At 67.2% G+C, this 14,101-nt stretch carries 15 protein-coding genes and 1 pseudogene; 8 read left to right on the top strand and 8 right to left on the bottom strand.

The window, feature by feature from the left end; translation table 11 throughout:
• A partial coding sequence (locus tag ABEA10_RS39260; RefSeq protein WP_345472814.1) for a hypothetical protein occupies window positions 1–330 on the top strand: 330 nt, incomplete at its 5' end.
• Here the strand turns inward: ABEA10_RS39260 and ABEA10_RS39255 are convergent.
• Complete coding sequence (locus ABEA10_RS39255; RefSeq protein ID WP_345472812.1) at window positions 318–731, bottom strand: hypothetical protein; 414 nt, start codon at window positions 729–731, stop codon at window positions 318–320. The two genes, ABEA10_RS39260 and ABEA10_RS39255, sit on opposite strands and share 13 nt — an antisense overlap.
• 251 nt (window positions 732–982) lie before the next feature.
• The gene (locus ABEA10_RS39250; RefSeq protein ID WP_345472810.1) at window positions 983–1,993 is read right to left on the bottom strand and encodes an Lrp/AsnC family transcriptional regulator; all 1,011 of its coding nucleotides are present in this window, start codon (window positions 1,991–1,993) and stop codon (window positions 983–985) included.
• A gap of 102 nt (window positions 1,994–2,095) precedes the next feature.
• Here ABEA10_RS39250 and ABEA10_RS39245 point away from each other — a divergent pair, with 102 nt between their 5' ends.
• The 3 genes from ABEA10_RS39245 to ABEA10_RS39235 are packed head-to-tail and all read left to right on the top strand — an operon-like array spanning window position 2,096 to window position 5,428.
• Window positions 2,096–3,334 carry a M20 metallopeptidase family protein gene (locus tag ABEA10_RS39245; protein ID WP_345472808.1) on the top strand — a complete coding sequence of 413 codons (1,239 nt, stop codon included), beginning with the start codon at window positions 2,096–2,098 and terminating at the stop codon, window positions 3,332–3,334.
• Window positions 3,334–4,647 (top strand): MFS transporter, encoded by a 1,314-nt coding sequence (locus ABEA10_RS39240; protein WP_345472806.1) that lies wholly within the window; start codon window positions 3,334–3,336, stop codon window positions 4,645–4,647. Before ABEA10_RS39245 ends, ABEA10_RS39240 begins: the two co-directional genes overlap by 1 nt.
• The gene (locus ABEA10_RS39235; protein ID WP_345472804.1) at window positions 4,634–5,428 is read left to right on the top strand and encodes a cyclase family protein; all 795 of its coding nucleotides are present in this window, start codon (window positions 4,634–4,636) and stop codon (window positions 5,426–5,428) included. The genes ABEA10_RS39240 and ABEA10_RS39235 overlap by 14 nt, the downstream gene beginning before the upstream one ends.
• 171 nt (window positions 5,429–5,599) lie before the next feature.
• On the opposite strand, the gene ABEA10_RS39230 is transcribed toward ABEA10_RS39235, so the two are convergent.
• Together ABEA10_RS39230 and ABEA10_RS39225 are read right to left on the bottom strand one after the other, a co-directional pair.
• Window positions 5,600–7,201, bottom strand: a complete 1,602-nt coding sequence (locus ABEA10_RS39230; protein ID WP_345472802.1) for a hypothetical protein — start codon at window positions 7,199–7,201, stop codon at window positions 5,600–5,602.
• A 215-nt stretch (window positions 7,202–7,416) separates the two neighbouring features.
• Window positions 7,417–7,944, bottom strand: coding sequence for a DUF4265 domain-containing protein (locus tag ABEA10_RS39225; RefSeq protein ID WP_345472800.1), 528 nt, complete (start codon window positions 7,942–7,944; stop codon window positions 7,417–7,419).
• 264 nt (window positions 7,945–8,208) lie between these two features.
• Here ABEA10_RS39225 and ABEA10_RS39220 point away from each other — a divergent pair, with 264 nt between their 5' ends.
• Together ABEA10_RS39220 and ABEA10_RS39215 are read left to right on the top strand one after the other, a co-directional pair.
• Window positions 8,209–8,607: a MarR family winged helix-turn-helix transcriptional regulator gene (locus ABEA10_RS39220; protein ID WP_345472798.1), complete on the top strand. Its 399-nt coding sequence runs from the start codon at window positions 8,209–8,211 to the stop codon at window positions 8,605–8,607.
• Window positions 8,604–9,044, top strand: a complete 441-nt coding sequence (locus ABEA10_RS39215; protein WP_345472796.1) for a hypothetical protein — start codon at window positions 8,604–8,606, stop codon at window positions 9,042–9,044. Before ABEA10_RS39220 ends, ABEA10_RS39215 begins: the two co-directional genes overlap by 4 nt.
• A 171-nt stretch (window positions 9,045–9,215) precedes the next feature.
• Here the strand turns inward: ABEA10_RS39215 and ABEA10_RS39210 are convergent, their stop codons facing one another.
• Together ABEA10_RS39210 and ABEA10_RS39205 are read right to left on the bottom strand one after the other, a co-directional pair.
• On the bottom strand, window positions 9,216–10,070 hold the full coding sequence (locus ABEA10_RS39210) for a hypothetical protein (protein ID WP_345472795.1): 855 nt from the start codon (window positions 10,068–10,070) through the stop codon (window positions 9,216–9,218).
• 242 nt (window positions 10,071–10,312) lie between these two features.
• Window positions 10,313–10,690 carry a hypothetical protein gene (locus tag ABEA10_RS39205; RefSeq protein ID WP_345472793.1) on the bottom strand — a complete coding sequence of 126 codons (378 nt, stop codon included), beginning with the start codon at window positions 10,688–10,690 and terminating at the stop codon, window positions 10,313–10,315.
• 118 nt (window positions 10,691–10,808) lie between these two features.
• Here ABEA10_RS39205 and ABEA10_RS39200 point away from each other — a divergent pair.
• Window positions 10,809–11,540: pseudogene (locus ABEA10_RS39200) on the top strand (alpha/beta fold hydrolase); the annotation flags it as partial.
• Here the strand turns inward: ABEA10_RS39200 and ABEA10_RS39195 are convergent.
• Both ABEA10_RS39195 and ABEA10_RS39190 read right to left on the bottom strand, forming a co-directional pair.
• Window positions 11,453–11,809 (bottom strand): alcohol dehydrogenase catalytic domain-containing protein, encoded by a 357-nt coding sequence (locus ABEA10_RS39195; protein ID WP_345472856.1) that lies wholly within the window; start codon window positions 11,807–11,809, stop codon window positions 11,453–11,455. The pseudogene ABEA10_RS39200 and the gene ABEA10_RS39195 overlap by 88 nt on opposite strands.
• A gap of 83 nt (window positions 11,810–11,892) precedes the next feature.
• On the bottom strand, window positions 11,893–12,531 hold the full coding sequence (locus tag ABEA10_RS39190; RefSeq protein ID WP_345472792.1) for an HD domain-containing protein: 639 nt from the start codon (window positions 12,529–12,531) through the stop codon (window positions 11,893–11,895).
• 304 nt (window positions 12,532–12,835) lie between these two features.
• On the opposite strand from ABEA10_RS39190, the gene ABEA10_RS39185 reads away from it, so the two are divergent.
• Complete coding sequence (locus ABEA10_RS39185) at window positions 12,836–13,891, top strand: GlxA family transcriptional regulator (protein ID WP_345472854.1); 1,056 nt, start codon at window positions 12,836–12,838, stop codon at window positions 13,889–13,891.
• The last annotated feature ends 210 nt before the right edge of the window (window positions 13,892–14,101 follow it).

Below are 14,101 nucleotides of genomic sequence, written 5' to 3'. Positions count from 1 at the left end.
TCATCAACACGCCGACCGCGGCGCCAGCCCGTCCCGACGGCTTCTGAAACACGGCCTAGCGGCGCCTCGATACGTCGACTCCGCCTGGCGTCCGGCCTGGCGGGCGGCGCAGTACGGGCGGCGGCCGAAGTCTTCAGCACCTGGCGGTCTCCGGGCGAGCGGCTGCTTCCTGCTCTGGCGGAGCGAACGGCGGACCCGGCGGGAGCCGTCCGCGCGTACGCGACCCACGTGCTCGCCGCCGCCGGCGAGGAGCTGCGTGAGCTGGCGGCCGACATCCTGGGGTCCGCCGGCGCGGCCCCGCGCTGTCGCGTTCAAGGTCAGCCGCAGTGACTCCAGTCGGAGTTCCAGACGGCCACATGGCCGTTACCTTCGTTGACGGTGCCTCCCCACTTGATGCAGACCCCCGCGGCGCTTACCTTCACCGGACCGGCGTAGTACTGGAAGTAGCCATTGTTGGCTATCTGGTCCCCGCCTTGCTTTTGGACGTAGGCCGTCGTCCAGCGTGCGGTGCCCACGTCCTTTGTTCGCCATGTCACCACGCAGTCGGTGCTGCCGTTGTACATCAGGTAGATAGTGGCGTACCCCGACAGGTCGTGGGTGTCGATGACGTGGTAGCTGCCGCCACCGCAGGCCGCGATCGGCGACGACGCCGCCTCCGCCGGGCCACCCACCGCGACGACGGATCCGGCCACCGCCACGGCCGTGGCGAGCGTGATCAGCGCTTTGCGCATGTGCTTGTCCGTTCTCACTAAGGGCGGACGGCTGGTTCACTGCCGCAAATGACGGCGAGTGCCCGCGGAAAGTCTCCGCCAAGGATTCCGTCGACCTTAGCAGGGGGCGATGTCACTTCTGAAAAGCGAAAGGTCGGCGGCTCGCCCCACCCCCTGACCACCACAGCTGACCAGCCAAAAGACCCTGAGGCGAAAAATCATCCGGGGCCTTTTGACGACACCGCATGAAATCCCAAACCTCAAAAGAGGGCTCATCGAGGGAGAAGGGCGGACGGGACGATGACTCGGCCGGTCGAGCGGCCCGTCGCGTCCAGCATCCAGCCCATGCGTTTCGGGGTGCGCAGGTTGATGGCGTTGTCGCGGACTCTCAGGAAGGGCAGGCGCGCTCCGAGCAGCATCTCGATGCGCTGAATGTCGCCGACGGAACGGGTCCAGATGGTCATCGCGAGATTCGTCTCGCCGGTGGTCGAGATGCACATCCGCAGTTCGGGCAGGCTCGCCAGGGCGGTGACGGCGCGGTCGTGATCGGCGGCCTCGGCCCTGGCCGTCCAGGTGCTGCTCACCGACCAGCCCGATACCTCTGCCGCCAACTCGCAGCGGAAGGACAGCAGCCCCGAACGCAGCACCCGGTGGAGCTGGCGGCGGGTGGTCGCGGGGTTCTGACCGAGGGTCCGGGCGAGGTCGGCGGCGTTCGCTCGACCGTCTTGGGCGAGCGCGTGGATCAGTGGCGTCAAGGCCTGCGGGACCGCGCCACTCGGCCCCTTCGGAGCCGATTGGGCGATCCGCTGGAACGCCGCCTCCTGTGCCGGTTCGAGGGCATCGAGTCGCCAGTGGCTACCGTGGCGGTGGACGCGCGTCGCCACGTGGCTGCGCTGGCGTGCGATGCCCGGCAACGACTCCAGGTGATCGAGCAGGAAAGCGGTCAGCTCCGGCAGGTCGTGGGTGATGACCGTGAGGAGGAGGTCCCGGCCGCGAGTCGATTCCTCGACGGTGACGACCCGCGGATCCTGGCACACGGCTCGTAGCACGTCGGGACGGGTTCCCGGGAGGCAGTCGACCTCGACGAGCGACAGGGTCACGTCGCGGTATCCGGCGCCCGGCTGCGCACTCATCCACGCCAAGCCGGCCGATCGCAGCCGAGTCCAGCGGGCGACGAGCGAGGAACGGCTGGCGCGGAGTATGCGTGCCGCGTCCGTCCACGTGACCCGCGGAGCGATCTGCAGGGCGTGCAGCAGTTGCAGGTCTCGCTCGTCGAGTTGCACGAAACGCCTCCGAATCTGGCCATCTCTGTTTGATTTGGTCGATTATCGCTCCCGCACGCGTCCGTCGCCGATGCTGTCCGGACATCGACGGGAGGCGGCGACATGGAGATTCATCGCGAGGCGCAGGCGCTGCTCGGCGAGCTGACGGGTTTGCGGCACCGGCTGCATGCCCATCCGGAGATCGGCCTGGATCTTCCCAGGACTCAGGCGGCGGTGCTCGAGGCCCTGGACGGTCTGCCGTTGGAGATCACGCCGGGAGACCGGTCGACGTCCGTGACCGCGGTGCTGCGCGGGCGTGCGCCGACCGCGACGGAAGAACGAACCACCGTGTTGTTGCGCGCGGACATGGACGCCGTACCCGTGTCGGAGGAGACCGGACTGCCCTTCCGCTCACGCGTCGACGGCGCGATGCACGCCTGCGGCCATGACCTGCACACCGCCATGCTCGCGGGCGCCGCGCGCCTGCTCGCGACGCGGAGGAACCACCTGAGCGGCGATGTCGTCCTGATGTTCCAGCCGGGAGAGGAGGGCTGGGAAGGGGCCAAAGCCATGATCGAGGACGGCGTACTCGACGCGTCGGGGCGAAGAGCCGACGCCGCGTACGGGCTGCATGTCTTCTCCACCCTGCCACAGCGTCTGTTCACCCGCCCGGGCCCCATGCTGGCGGCGTCCTCCGCGCTGCTGGTCACCGTGCACGGTGAGGGTGGCCACGCGTCGGCACCACACCTGGCCCGCGACCCGATCACCGCCACCGCAGAGATGATCTTGGCTCTGCAGACCATGGTGACCCGGCGGTTCGACGCGTTCGACCCCGTCGTCTTGACGGTCGGCACGTTGCACGCCGGCACGCGGCGCAATGTGCTCCCCGCGACGGCGACGTTCGAGGCGACGATCCGCACCTTCGGCGACTCGGTCGCCGTCAGAGTGGGTGAGGAGGCGCTGCGCCTGATCCATGGGATCGCCGACGCCCATGGCGTCCGCGTCGACGCGCAATTCGTCCGAGAGCGCCCGGCCACGGTCAATGACGCCGCCGAGACGGCATTCGTGGAGCAGACGATCCGCGCGGTCTTCGGCGATGACCTGCACGAGCCGCTTTCGCACCCGTTCACCGGCGCCGAGGACTTCTCCCGGGTGCTCGCCGAGGTCCCGGGCAGTTTCGTGGCGGTGGGTGCCCTGCCGACCGGCGCGGATCCCCGACACGCCGCCTACAACCACAGCGGCCGTGCGGTCTTCGACGATGCCGTGCTTCCGCTGGGTGCCGCCTTGTACGCCGAGTTGGCGCTGCGGCGGACGGCCGTACGGCCGTCCCGCCTTCCGGCCGCGACCGGGGAGGTCCTGTAATGAACAATCGTCTTTCCGCGCGGCCCACGCACCGGGCACTGCTCGGCACGGCGCTCGGGCACGCCCTCGAGTGGTACGACTGGGGGATCTACGCGATCTTCGTGCCGTTCTTCTCGACACGGTTCTTCGCCCCGCACGACGAGGTCTCCGCCGTACTGTCGAGCCTCGCGGTCTTCGCGGTCGGGTTCGCGGCCCGCCCGATCGGCGGCCTGGTCGTCGGACGACTCGCCGACCGTGTCGGACGTAAGCCGATGATGCTGGCGACCGTCGCGGGTATGGCCGCGGGCAGCCTGATCATCGGGCTCTGTCCGACGTACGCGACGCTCGGCGCGGGAGCTTCCGCGATTCTCGTGCTCGCCCGCGTCCTTCAAGGACTGGCCACCGGAGGCGAACTACCGTCGGCCCAGACATACCTCGCGGAGTACGCGCCGCGGCGCCGCCGGGGTCTTTGGTCCAGCGTCATCTACATCGCCAGCGTCGGCGGGAACACCATCGGTGTGCTGCTCGGTCTTCTGCTGTCGGCACTGCTGTCCGAGTCGGACATGGCGTCCTTCGGCTGGCGTATCCCGTTCATCGTCGGCGGTGTCCTCGGTGCCGGGACGCTCTGGATTCGCCGCTCGCTCGCCGAGACCGCCGCATTCACCGACGAGCGGGAGGAGCGGCCCCGGCTCTGGCAGGAGGTGCTGCGTCATCGCCGCCAGGCGGTCCAGGTCGTCGGCATGAGCGTCGGGCTCACGGTCGTCTATTACGCCTGGGTGATCGCCGCCCCGGCGTACGCCATCGACGCGATGCACGTGAACGCGGACTCGGCCATGCTCGCCGGAGTCCTGTCCAGCCTCCTGCTCATCGGCCTACTCCCGGCGTGGGGCGCGCTGTCCGATCGTGTCGGTCGCCGACCGGTGCTGCTGATCAGCACGCTCGGCACAGCCGTCTCACTGTTCCCGCTGCAGGCGATGATCAATGGCAGCGCCTGGCGGCTGGGCGTGGCCATGGCGATCGCGATGGTGTTCATCGGCGCCGGCGTGTCGATCCTGCCCGCCGCGTACGCGGAGATGTTCCCGACTCACATCCGTACGGTCGGGCTCGCCGTGCCGTACTCGATCGCCGTCGCCGCCTTCGGTGGAACGGCGCCGTACCTGCAGACGTGGATGGGGGAAACCGCCGGCCGGGCCGCGTTCACCGGCTATGTGGTGCTCCTGCTATTGGTGTCCGCGATGACCGTCCTCACATTGCCCGAGACCCGCGGGATGAGCCTCACCACGACCGGGAACGACAGCGACGATACGGAGGGCATTGAGCGTGAAGCTGCTTGACCTGCTCGATGACGGCATCGAGGCGATCGACCTGGCACAGCCGCTGGAGACCGGAATGCCCGTGTCCCCGACGCACCCCGGATTTCAGTTCGCACTTCGCCAGCGGCACGGTGACGTCGAGCGCCCGGACGGAATGACCGGATCGCACGAGATGCTCGTCCTCGGCGGGCACGTCGGAACGCACATGGACGCGCTGTGCCACGTCGCCGTCGACGGCCGCATGTACGGGGGCGTGACGGTCGCCGACGCCCTCGAGAACGGCCGGTACAGCAGCCACGGCATCGACCAGGTGCCGCCGCTCGTCCGCCGCGGAGTGCTCTTCGACGTACCCGCCGTACGCGGGCTGGACCGCCTCCCCCCGGGTGAGCCCGTACGCGTGGAGGACCTGCGCGCCGGCGAGATCCTGCCGAAGCGAGGCGACGTCGCGCTGGTACGCACCGGATGGGCACGACTGTGGGACGACCCACCGGCCTACCTCGGGGACGAGCGCGGCGTACCCGGCCTCGCTGTCGAGGCCGCGGCCTGGCTCGCCGAACGGGGTGTCGCCGCGGTCGGCGCGGACACCATCGCACTCGAGCACATTCCCCCCGGCGGCGGGCTCACCAGCCTGCCGGTGCACCGCCTGTTGCTCGCCGAACACGGCATCAATCTGATCGAGGTGATGGCGCTCGAAATCCTCGCCGCCCGCGGCATACGCGAATTCCTCTTCGTCGGCGCACCATTGAACATCCGCGGCGCCACCGGCGCACCCATCCGCCCGCTCGCCCTCATCGGAGGCTGAAGTTCGATGGTCACCATGAAGATCTGAAGCGAAAGCCGGTCATCGACTCCCGCTGGGACAGCGTCATCGGCAACTGTGAGTCCCTGCTCAACGAGCGCAGCAGGCTCACCGTTGAGACGGCCGTCTTCACCCAAGGCGATGGGGCTTCGGCCCTCTACATGGGTTCTCCACTCATGACCTGCCGCTCGCTGACGCTAGAAGGGTGTTGAATCCCTCAATGACGACGTTCGCCGTATTGTGCTCAGCCAGCGCAGCTGACTCGATCGAGACACGGGCGGCATAGTCCGCCTTCTTCAATTGTTGGGACACATCAGCCCAACCTGGAAGCCGCGACAGGTTACCTGCGAGCTGAGAGAGCGTCTGGGGCGGGACTCCGTGGTCACGCAGTTCGGCGAAGTTGATTGACAGCACGGACTTCGTGACACCGATGTAGACGCTCCACGCCGCCGCTTCGTCAGTGCCGACGCTGAACCGGGCCGTGACGGAAGGGTATTCACCTTCGCCGTAGTGGTAGCCGCGAAACGCGCCATGCCGTTCAGCGTGCCTGTACACCGCTAGAAGCGCATTCGCTACCTTGCCGGGACAGTACCGGTTGATCGCTTCGAGAAGGCTTTCCTCGTCCCACTCGCGTTTCGCATGTGGGGCGTCGTCGCGGCGCTCGCCGATCGGCGCCGGCGCGGGCCCCAGAGTGCCTGCCTCCGCTGGTGCGGAGTCGTAATCGATCACCGGCGGCGCGGGGTCGCCCAGAGCCTGTTGGATGGCGAGCGCGATCGACTCAAGCCAGGCGATGGTCTCTTCCGCCTCATCAGCGCTGATCGGCAGCTTCTGGTCGGGTTGATCAGGATTGTGGTCAGCGGTGTGGGCGATGTTGTTCCTGCGGCGTGCGATCTCTCGCATCCTCGCCCGCACCTCATCGGAGGTCACCGGAGATCTTGGATCCTCATTTGTAAGGATCTCCGCTACCTTCACCCAGAGCTTGACCTCGCTGACGTGCGCGAATCCCTCTTGAATTTTTTCAGGGCTCTGGAAGGTCTTGTACTCGAACTCACGCTCCAAGTGCGCTCGAAACACCTCGGCCAGTGGCTCGGAGTGGTGATGGATCTTCTCGAAGAGCGCCACCGGCATGGTCAGCTTGTCGAACTTGGCGGGGCGCGGTACTCCGGGACGCAGCGCGAGGACGACGCCTCGGTCGACGATCTCTCGAGTGACCCAGTGATCGATTGCCGCTACGGCCTGGCTCCAAGCCGCCCGGTAGAGGTCAGTGACGTCAAAGGCGCCCACCTTGAGATGTTCCAGGTTCTGACCCCCCTGGATGAGTTGGCGTGCGTAGTTGATGTTCCGCTGGAACTGGTCGAACGGAGCCAGATGCCCATTCGAATCCTCCTGGGCATCAGAGAAAGGCGTGGGCACCCTCTTAGGATCAGCGTAGGTCCGGGTCTCGCTAGCTTGGCGCCGGGCGCGGTATTGGCGGCCCAACGCCCGATAGAGTTCGTCTCCCGGAAACTCCTCTAGGGCCTGGATCCCGGCTTCAGTGATCGCCCAGCCGTTTCTCTTGGTCATCCAGCCGAGCGACGCTGCCTCTCCGGTACGGAACCCGAGCTGCGAATGCCAGCGAACCTGACCGTGAGCGTTGGGGTTCTCATGCTCCGGGTCGATGGTGACCCGCGCTGCGACGGCTTCCCTCACCTCGGCTGGCTGCAACGGACGCCCAGCGTCCCGCAGGACCTCCATGGCCGCACGGAAGATCGGCGCGATGTGCTCGGCGAAGGACATCGGGAGGCTCCTTGACGTCGGGGGACAGTTCTCCGGGCCATCCGCATAAGACAATGCCGGTCCTGCCGTTGAGACTTCGTACGGACACGACCATGGATTGCTCGACACCTATATTCGTACGACTTCGGGGGCCCGTGTGGCGAGGCCGTGAAAGAAGTCAACAGCGATCAGAACTCAAGTCCCGGCGCTGTCCGGCGCACTCTTGCCCGACGCTCTCAGCTGAAAAGGTCCAACTGAGAGGAGGCCTCGGACGCATCGGCTCCGGGGCGTTCTTCTTTGACCGGCAGGTGCTCGGCGGCGGCGTACTGCCAGTAGACGCCGCTGACAGTGGCCGCCCAGTGATGCACGCGCGCATCAATGCTGGATCGACCTGCTGCCGAGGGGACCGTGGCCACGAGAAAGCGGCGATGAGGAGGAGCCTCGACGACGCCGCCGAGATCCCGTAGACCCTCCGCCAGGCGCTCAACGTCATCTCCGCTGAAAGCCGGCTCCCTGAATGCCTGCACACAGACGTTCGGACCTCGGCGCACGACCTCGAAACGCCCGCTCTCCTCCACACGAAGGACGTCTCCTGCGGCACAACCCATTACCAGCGCCGGACTACCCGTGATCTCGACCAGATCGCCGTCAAGGCGCCTGGCCGGCACCAGCTCCCGCGCAAGGCGCCCGTCAGGTTCCTCGGACGCGATGGCCGCGTGATACCCACAGTCCTCGATGGCCGCCGACATCGCGTCTTGATCCATGGATGCAAGTATCCGGCCTACCGGGAGGCAGCGGCGGTTGCCGTCAAAGAGAACCTGGGCGCGAGGCGCTCCGGGAGCCGTTGGAAGGGGACGTTGTCCTCAGGTCGCGTGCGTTCGCCGCAGGGGCGGGTCGTCGCGGGTTCGCGTGAGTCGGAGTACGGACCTGTACGACGTGGGGCGATGGTTTTCGCTTGCGGCAGCTAGCACGAAATCGTATAGTCCGAAATCGTGACATCTGAATCCGTGCCATCTGGGTGGTCGGCTTTGCTCGCATTGCAGCGGGCCACCCACGCGACTCTGCAAGTGCTCTCCGCGGAGCTCGTCGACCTGGGCCTGACCCCCTCCGAGATCAACGCGCTGGCGAACCTGGCTGACGGCCAAGGGCGGACCGTGTCTGAACTCGGCGCGGCCGTGGGATCCCGCCCCACCACACTGACCAGCGTGCTGGACCGTCTGGAACGACGCGGCCACATCACCCGCGGCAGCCGGCCCGGAGACCGCCGCGCGGTACTCATTGAACTCACCCCGTCCGGACGATTGGCCGCCGCCACGATCCGGCGGGCCATCGGTGACTTGGAGCACCGCGCGCTCGACGGCCTGCCGGACGACGCGATCGCCCACCTGCGCACTGCCCTGCAAGCCCTGACGGAGACTTCCTCATGACCATGCGTCCCTCCGACGAACACGTCGTCGGCGCCCCCGACTTCGATGCGTTGATGGCCGAAGTGATGGCGACCGCCGAGCGGTTCGGCCACCGGGAACATGTCCATCTGACGTGGCTGGCCGTGCGACGGGTCGGCGTGTCCGCGGCGGTCGGCCTGATCAGCGACGGCATCCAGCGCACCGCCCGCTACGCGAAGGTGCCCCAGAAGTACCACGCGACCATGAGCCGAGCCTGGGTCGAACTGGTTGGTCACCACGCGACCGAAGACGGCGAAGACGACTTCACCGCGTTCGCCGGCCACCACCCCGCCCTGCTCGACAAGCGCCTTCTGACCCGCTTCTACCGCCCGGCGACGCTGACCTCCTCACAGGCCAGGACCGGCTGGGTCGAACCCGACCGCGCTCCATTCCCGTGGCAGGACACGGGCCGGCGGTGAACCCAAGACGAAAGGGCACGGCGACCGTGATCGGGCGATGGCGGCATGCCTGCCGTCGCGGGCACCCGCCCCGCCGCAGGCACGGGCGGCGGCATTCTTTGCGTGGTCACTGAAACTCCGCCGGCCCGGGATCGCGGGAAAGCGTACCCGGGCCGGGAAGGAGTGGTGAGGTCAGCTCGTCTTTTTGGTCAGCGATATGACGGTGGCGTCATTGGCCTTGATCGAGTACTCATAGTAGGAATCGAATCCGGAAGCTTGGGTCTTCGTACGCGCACTGCCCTTGTGGAATGTCGTGCCGGCCGGTGGTGTGGCCGTCGCGGTCCAGGCAGTCCGTGTGCCACGGGTGCAGGCGATCTCCTGGGAGTATTCGGCCTGTATGCGCTGTCCCTGGCGCTTCTGCGTGATGGTGCCGGTGATGTCGACGAAGGCGTCCTTGCTACAGCGCACGGTTCCGTGCACGGTCGCGCTACCGTCCGGGGTGTTGACGGTGCCGTGGCGGGCGACGGTCACACCCACTTTCAGCACCGGCGGTGGCGGCGGGTTGAGGATGTGTACCGTCGCCCGCAGCCCCGGCTCCTCGCCCCAGCAGTGAAAGTCCACGGTCGCGTCGAACGCGCGGACGTACCAGTAAGGACCCCACTCGATCTTGTTGATCGTGAACGATCCCAGGCCCCAGCAGAAGTACGAGGGCCGCCAGATGCTGATCCCCGGAGCGCCCTCGCCGGTCGTGTCCTGGTACGTGCCCGGCACCAGCGCTTCCCCCTCGGGAACGAAGAGACCGAGGTGCCAGTCGTTGCCGTCAGTCCCGTTGATCTCCATATCAACGGAGTGATGATCTGCGGCGCCGTCGACCTCCATTTGGTCCCCGGCCGTCGTGTCGTACGAAAAGGACTGACCCGAGGCGATCGGATCGTCGGGGTCGCTGGTCAACGAGAACGACCCGGACGTCACTGGCTGTGCGGACGCGGACCCGACCAGGAACAGGGATCCGATCACGAGCGCGGCCGCGGCGGCCACCATCGCCATCGCACGACTCCACGACACTTTCATGCGCTTCCCCTTGCTGCCGTGAATCCCCCGCTAAGGGTGATCATTGTGAATGGGGTGGATCGGCCGATACGGGGAAGACGCGCGTCGCGTTATCGTGGTTTACTCTCTGACCGGTACACGCCATAGAGCCGCTCACGGCGCCCGAGCTGGTCCGTTGCTGAGGAACGATGGTTGATGGGGCCGCTATGCGTCCCAACCAGCCCTGCGACAGATCGCGGCTAGACGGTGAGGGGCTTCACGGTGAACTGGTAGTCATAGCGGATGAGTTCGTCCTCGCCGAGGATGAGGAAGACGCGGGCGGCCCAGGCGAGCTCTCCGTCTTTGGTGGTCAGCTGGATGGTGAACGTGACGGCGTCGTGGTGAGCGAATGTGTCGTTTGCCGATGTAACAGTGAACTCTCTGTTCACAACGAATTCTTTGTGTGCCTCGGCGATCCTGGCGTCGAGCTCCTCATGTCCTTGGAACCGCGTTGACTCGACGAGTTCAATGCCGTCCTCTGCCCAGAGGCCGGCGATCGCGCTGCGGCGCAGTTCGGGATCGGGCTCGTTCCACACGGCTACGTAGTGGTCGACGATCTGATCGACATCGATGTCCATGTCGCGGACGTTAACCGTGCCTCCCTGACATCTGGTGTCAGTGGAGACGAGCGGATCTCAAGGTGCCGCATCATCTGCTGACGGAGGATGTCAGGTGACTCCTCGTACGTTTCCTGGCATGGAGAACATCGCCCGGTCTCTGGGCGCCCTGCGGCGGGCACGGCTCCCAGGTGCCGAACTCACATATTTCGATCGCGGCAGCGGCCGCCTCACTGTTTACGCTCACGGCGTCCTTTGGTCCCAAGAGACCGAGGAACGGCTGGGCTTGATCGACTGGCCCGCTCTCCCCGGACGACGTCTTGTCCGGTACGACGCGCGTGGACATGGCCGTTCGTCCGGCCGGCCGGTCAACGGCGACTATGCCTACGACCGCCTCGCCGATGATCTGCTGAAGCTTCTCGATCACCTCGGAGCCGAAGGACCCGTCGACGCCGTGGGTGCCTCCATGGGGTGCGCGACCGTGCTGCACGCGGCCGTACACGCTCCCCATCGGTTCGACCGGCTGGTGCTGCTGACCCCGCCGAGAGCATGGGAGACACGTACGGACGCCCGCCGCGCGTACCAGGCCGCAGCGGACCAGATCGAACGCGAGGGGCGAGACGCCTGGGCCGCCGGCCTACGCCGTCTCCCGCCACCCCCGATCCTCGCCGACGTATGGAGCTCCTTGGCGGACCCGGACATCTCCGACGCGCTGCTACCGGCGGTGCTCCGCGGAGTGGCGGAGTCCGACCTGCCCGACCGCGCGGCGTTGGCGGCGTTGCCTCATCCCACGTTGGTCATCGCCTGGGAAGGAGACCCGACCCACCCGCTCTCGACGGCGCAGGAACTCGCCGAGCTGATACCCGACGCGGAACTCCACATCACACGCACCTCCGCCGATCGGCCGGCCCGCGGCCGGCAGATCGCCTCCTTCCTTTCCCAAGATGAGGGCGTGAGGCCGGTGGTTCCGTAGCCGAGTTCGACCACGACGCCGGACAGCTCGTGCCCGGGGATGCTGGGAGTCCGGTCGCGGCCGGCGCGATCGGACCACGTTCCCGGCCAGTCGAGCTCTCCGGGGGTGAAGCCCGCGGCGTGCACGCGCACGATGACGTCGTTCTCCGCAGCGTGGGGGTAAGGCATGTCGGTCAGGGTGAGGCCGCCGACACCCGCGTCACGGTCTCGCACGGTGATCGCTCGCATGCTCGAATCCCTTCCGTGTCCGGTCAGCTCGGCCAGGACGAGCCGTCGATGCGCTCGACCATCGTCGTGCGCTGGAAACCGGGGATGAAGTGCTCGAGCACGTCGGAGTTCACGGTGCCGTTCGTTGTTTCGGGACGGTCCTTGAGCCCGTCGACGAAGGCTCGCAGGAACTCGTTCTTGAAGTCCCCTCGTGGGTGGACGGCGAGGATCTCACCCAGCTGATCTTGTGCCAGTTCGTCCAGGCCGAAGCCGATCGCGTCGGTCAAGACGCCGAGGTGCGTGGTCGCGATCTCCGGGCCCATCCGGCCGGGAATGCCCGGCGTGGTGTGCAGCGCGATCGCCGTCCAGACGGTGTCGGCGGCGGCCGTCGAGAAGCCCCGGTCCAGGAGGAACTTGCGCGCGTGGTCGGCCCCATCGACTTCGAAGCGCTGTTCAACGTCGGAAAACGGAGTCAGGAGGCCGGTGTCGTGGAACATGGCCGCCAGGTAGAGCAGCTCCGGGTCCGGTTTCACACCGAGCTCATGAGCGTGAATCAGGCCGAAGAAGAAGACCCGCCGAGAGTGGTGGTAGATGAGGGGACTGGTCGTCTCCTGAACCAGCCTGGTCGCTTCGGCGACCGCCGCTGTCTCAGGAATCGCCAAACCCGCGATGACCTCTGCCATGATCTTTGACTTTCTGCGAAGTGTGCCGGCTGTGGACCCTGCGTCCGACGTTCATGCTGGCGACGGGGCGGCGTACGCCGCCGCCTTCATCCGGCCAGAAAACACGTGAATCCGGACGGGCGGAGTCACAGCCGTGTGCCGAAGGTCGCGACGCCCCGCGCGCCGCCGTACCCCTCGCCACGGCACGACGCCGTCCAGTGGCGGTCGGAGGGGTCGCTTCGGCGCCTGCTGCCGGTGGGGCGGCCTAACCGACGAGCACCCTCGTCCTCTCAGAGTAACGGTGTGTTACCAAAGAACGGTGTCCATGCCTTCTTGTGTCGCCGGCCCGACCGCGTTCGGTGCCGCCGGGACCCGGCCGGTCACCGGCCCTGGAGGGACCGGAGTGGTGAACGCCGCCCCCCATCGCGTCGCGATCCTCGTCTACGACGGAGTGACGTTGCTGGACTTCGCCGGTCCCGCAGAGGTGTTCAAGGAGGCGAACCGGTTCGGTGCCGACTACCGGATCGTGCTGCTGTCGCCGACCGGCGCGGGGGTCACGTCGAACCTCGGGATCCAGATCGCGGTCGACGGCGCCGTCTCCCCGGATCCGGCCTTCGACACTGTTCTGGTGGCCGGGTCCGACCTCTATCCGCGCGCCCGTATCCCCCGCGACCTGGCGGACGCCGCACGGATACCGGCGGCTGCGGCCGGCCGGGTCGCATCGATCTGCACCGGGGCGTTCGTCCTCGCCGCCGCCGGCCTCCTCGACGGCAAGCGCGCGACCACGCACTGGAAGGTCGCGCACGAACTCGCCGCCCGGTGTCCGACGTGCCGCGTAGAGCCCGACGCGATCTACGTTCGCGATGGCGCCACGTACACGTCGGCAGGGGTGACGGCCGGCATCGATCTGGCGCTCGCTCTCGTCGAAGAGGACCACGGGCCCCAGCTGGCGCGCGACGTCGCCCGCGCCTTGGTGGTGTACATGCAGCGTGCGGGCGGCCAGTCCCAGTTCTCCGCACCGCTGCAGGGACCGCCGCCCCGCTCGCCGGCTCTCCGTAAGATCACCGATTTGGTGACGGCGAACCCCGACGGGGACCACTCGCTCGGTGAACTCGCGAAACACCTCAACGTGAGCACGCGGCACCTCACCCGGCTTTTCCACGACGAGCTGTCCACGACACCGGCCCGCTATGTGGAGAACATCCGATTCGACATGGCCAGAGCACTGCTCGACCAAGGCCATACCGCGACGCAGGCCGCGATCCTCGCCGGGTTCCCCAGTTACGAAAGCCTGCGACGGGTTTTCGCCAGGAAGCTGTCGATCAGCCCCGCCGCCTACCAACGCCGGTTCAGCACGACCCGCCGCGCCAACGCGGGTTAGGTGGACGAGAAGTGCAATTCTGTCGGAAACTCAGCAACCTGTTGACGGCATCCGACATCCTGCAACGATCGCGCACGACTTCGCGCCAAGCGTCCTCATCCTCCCTGGGGTCGGCGCGATGGACATCCTCGGCAGGCTCGCCGAAGACCAAGATCCAGCCATCGAGCCGCGGAGTCACATAGATCCGCGAGCACCGACGGCGTTTCTTAC

This window comes from Actinoallomurus oryzae, assembly GCF_039541955.1.
Classification (GTDB): Bacteria; Actinomycetota; Actinomycetes; order Streptosporangiales; family Streptosporangiaceae; genus Actinoallomurus; species Actinoallomurus oryzae.
The sequence above is the reverse complement of the archived record's forward strand: the minus strand, read 5'-3'. Positions and strand labels throughout refer to the sequence as shown.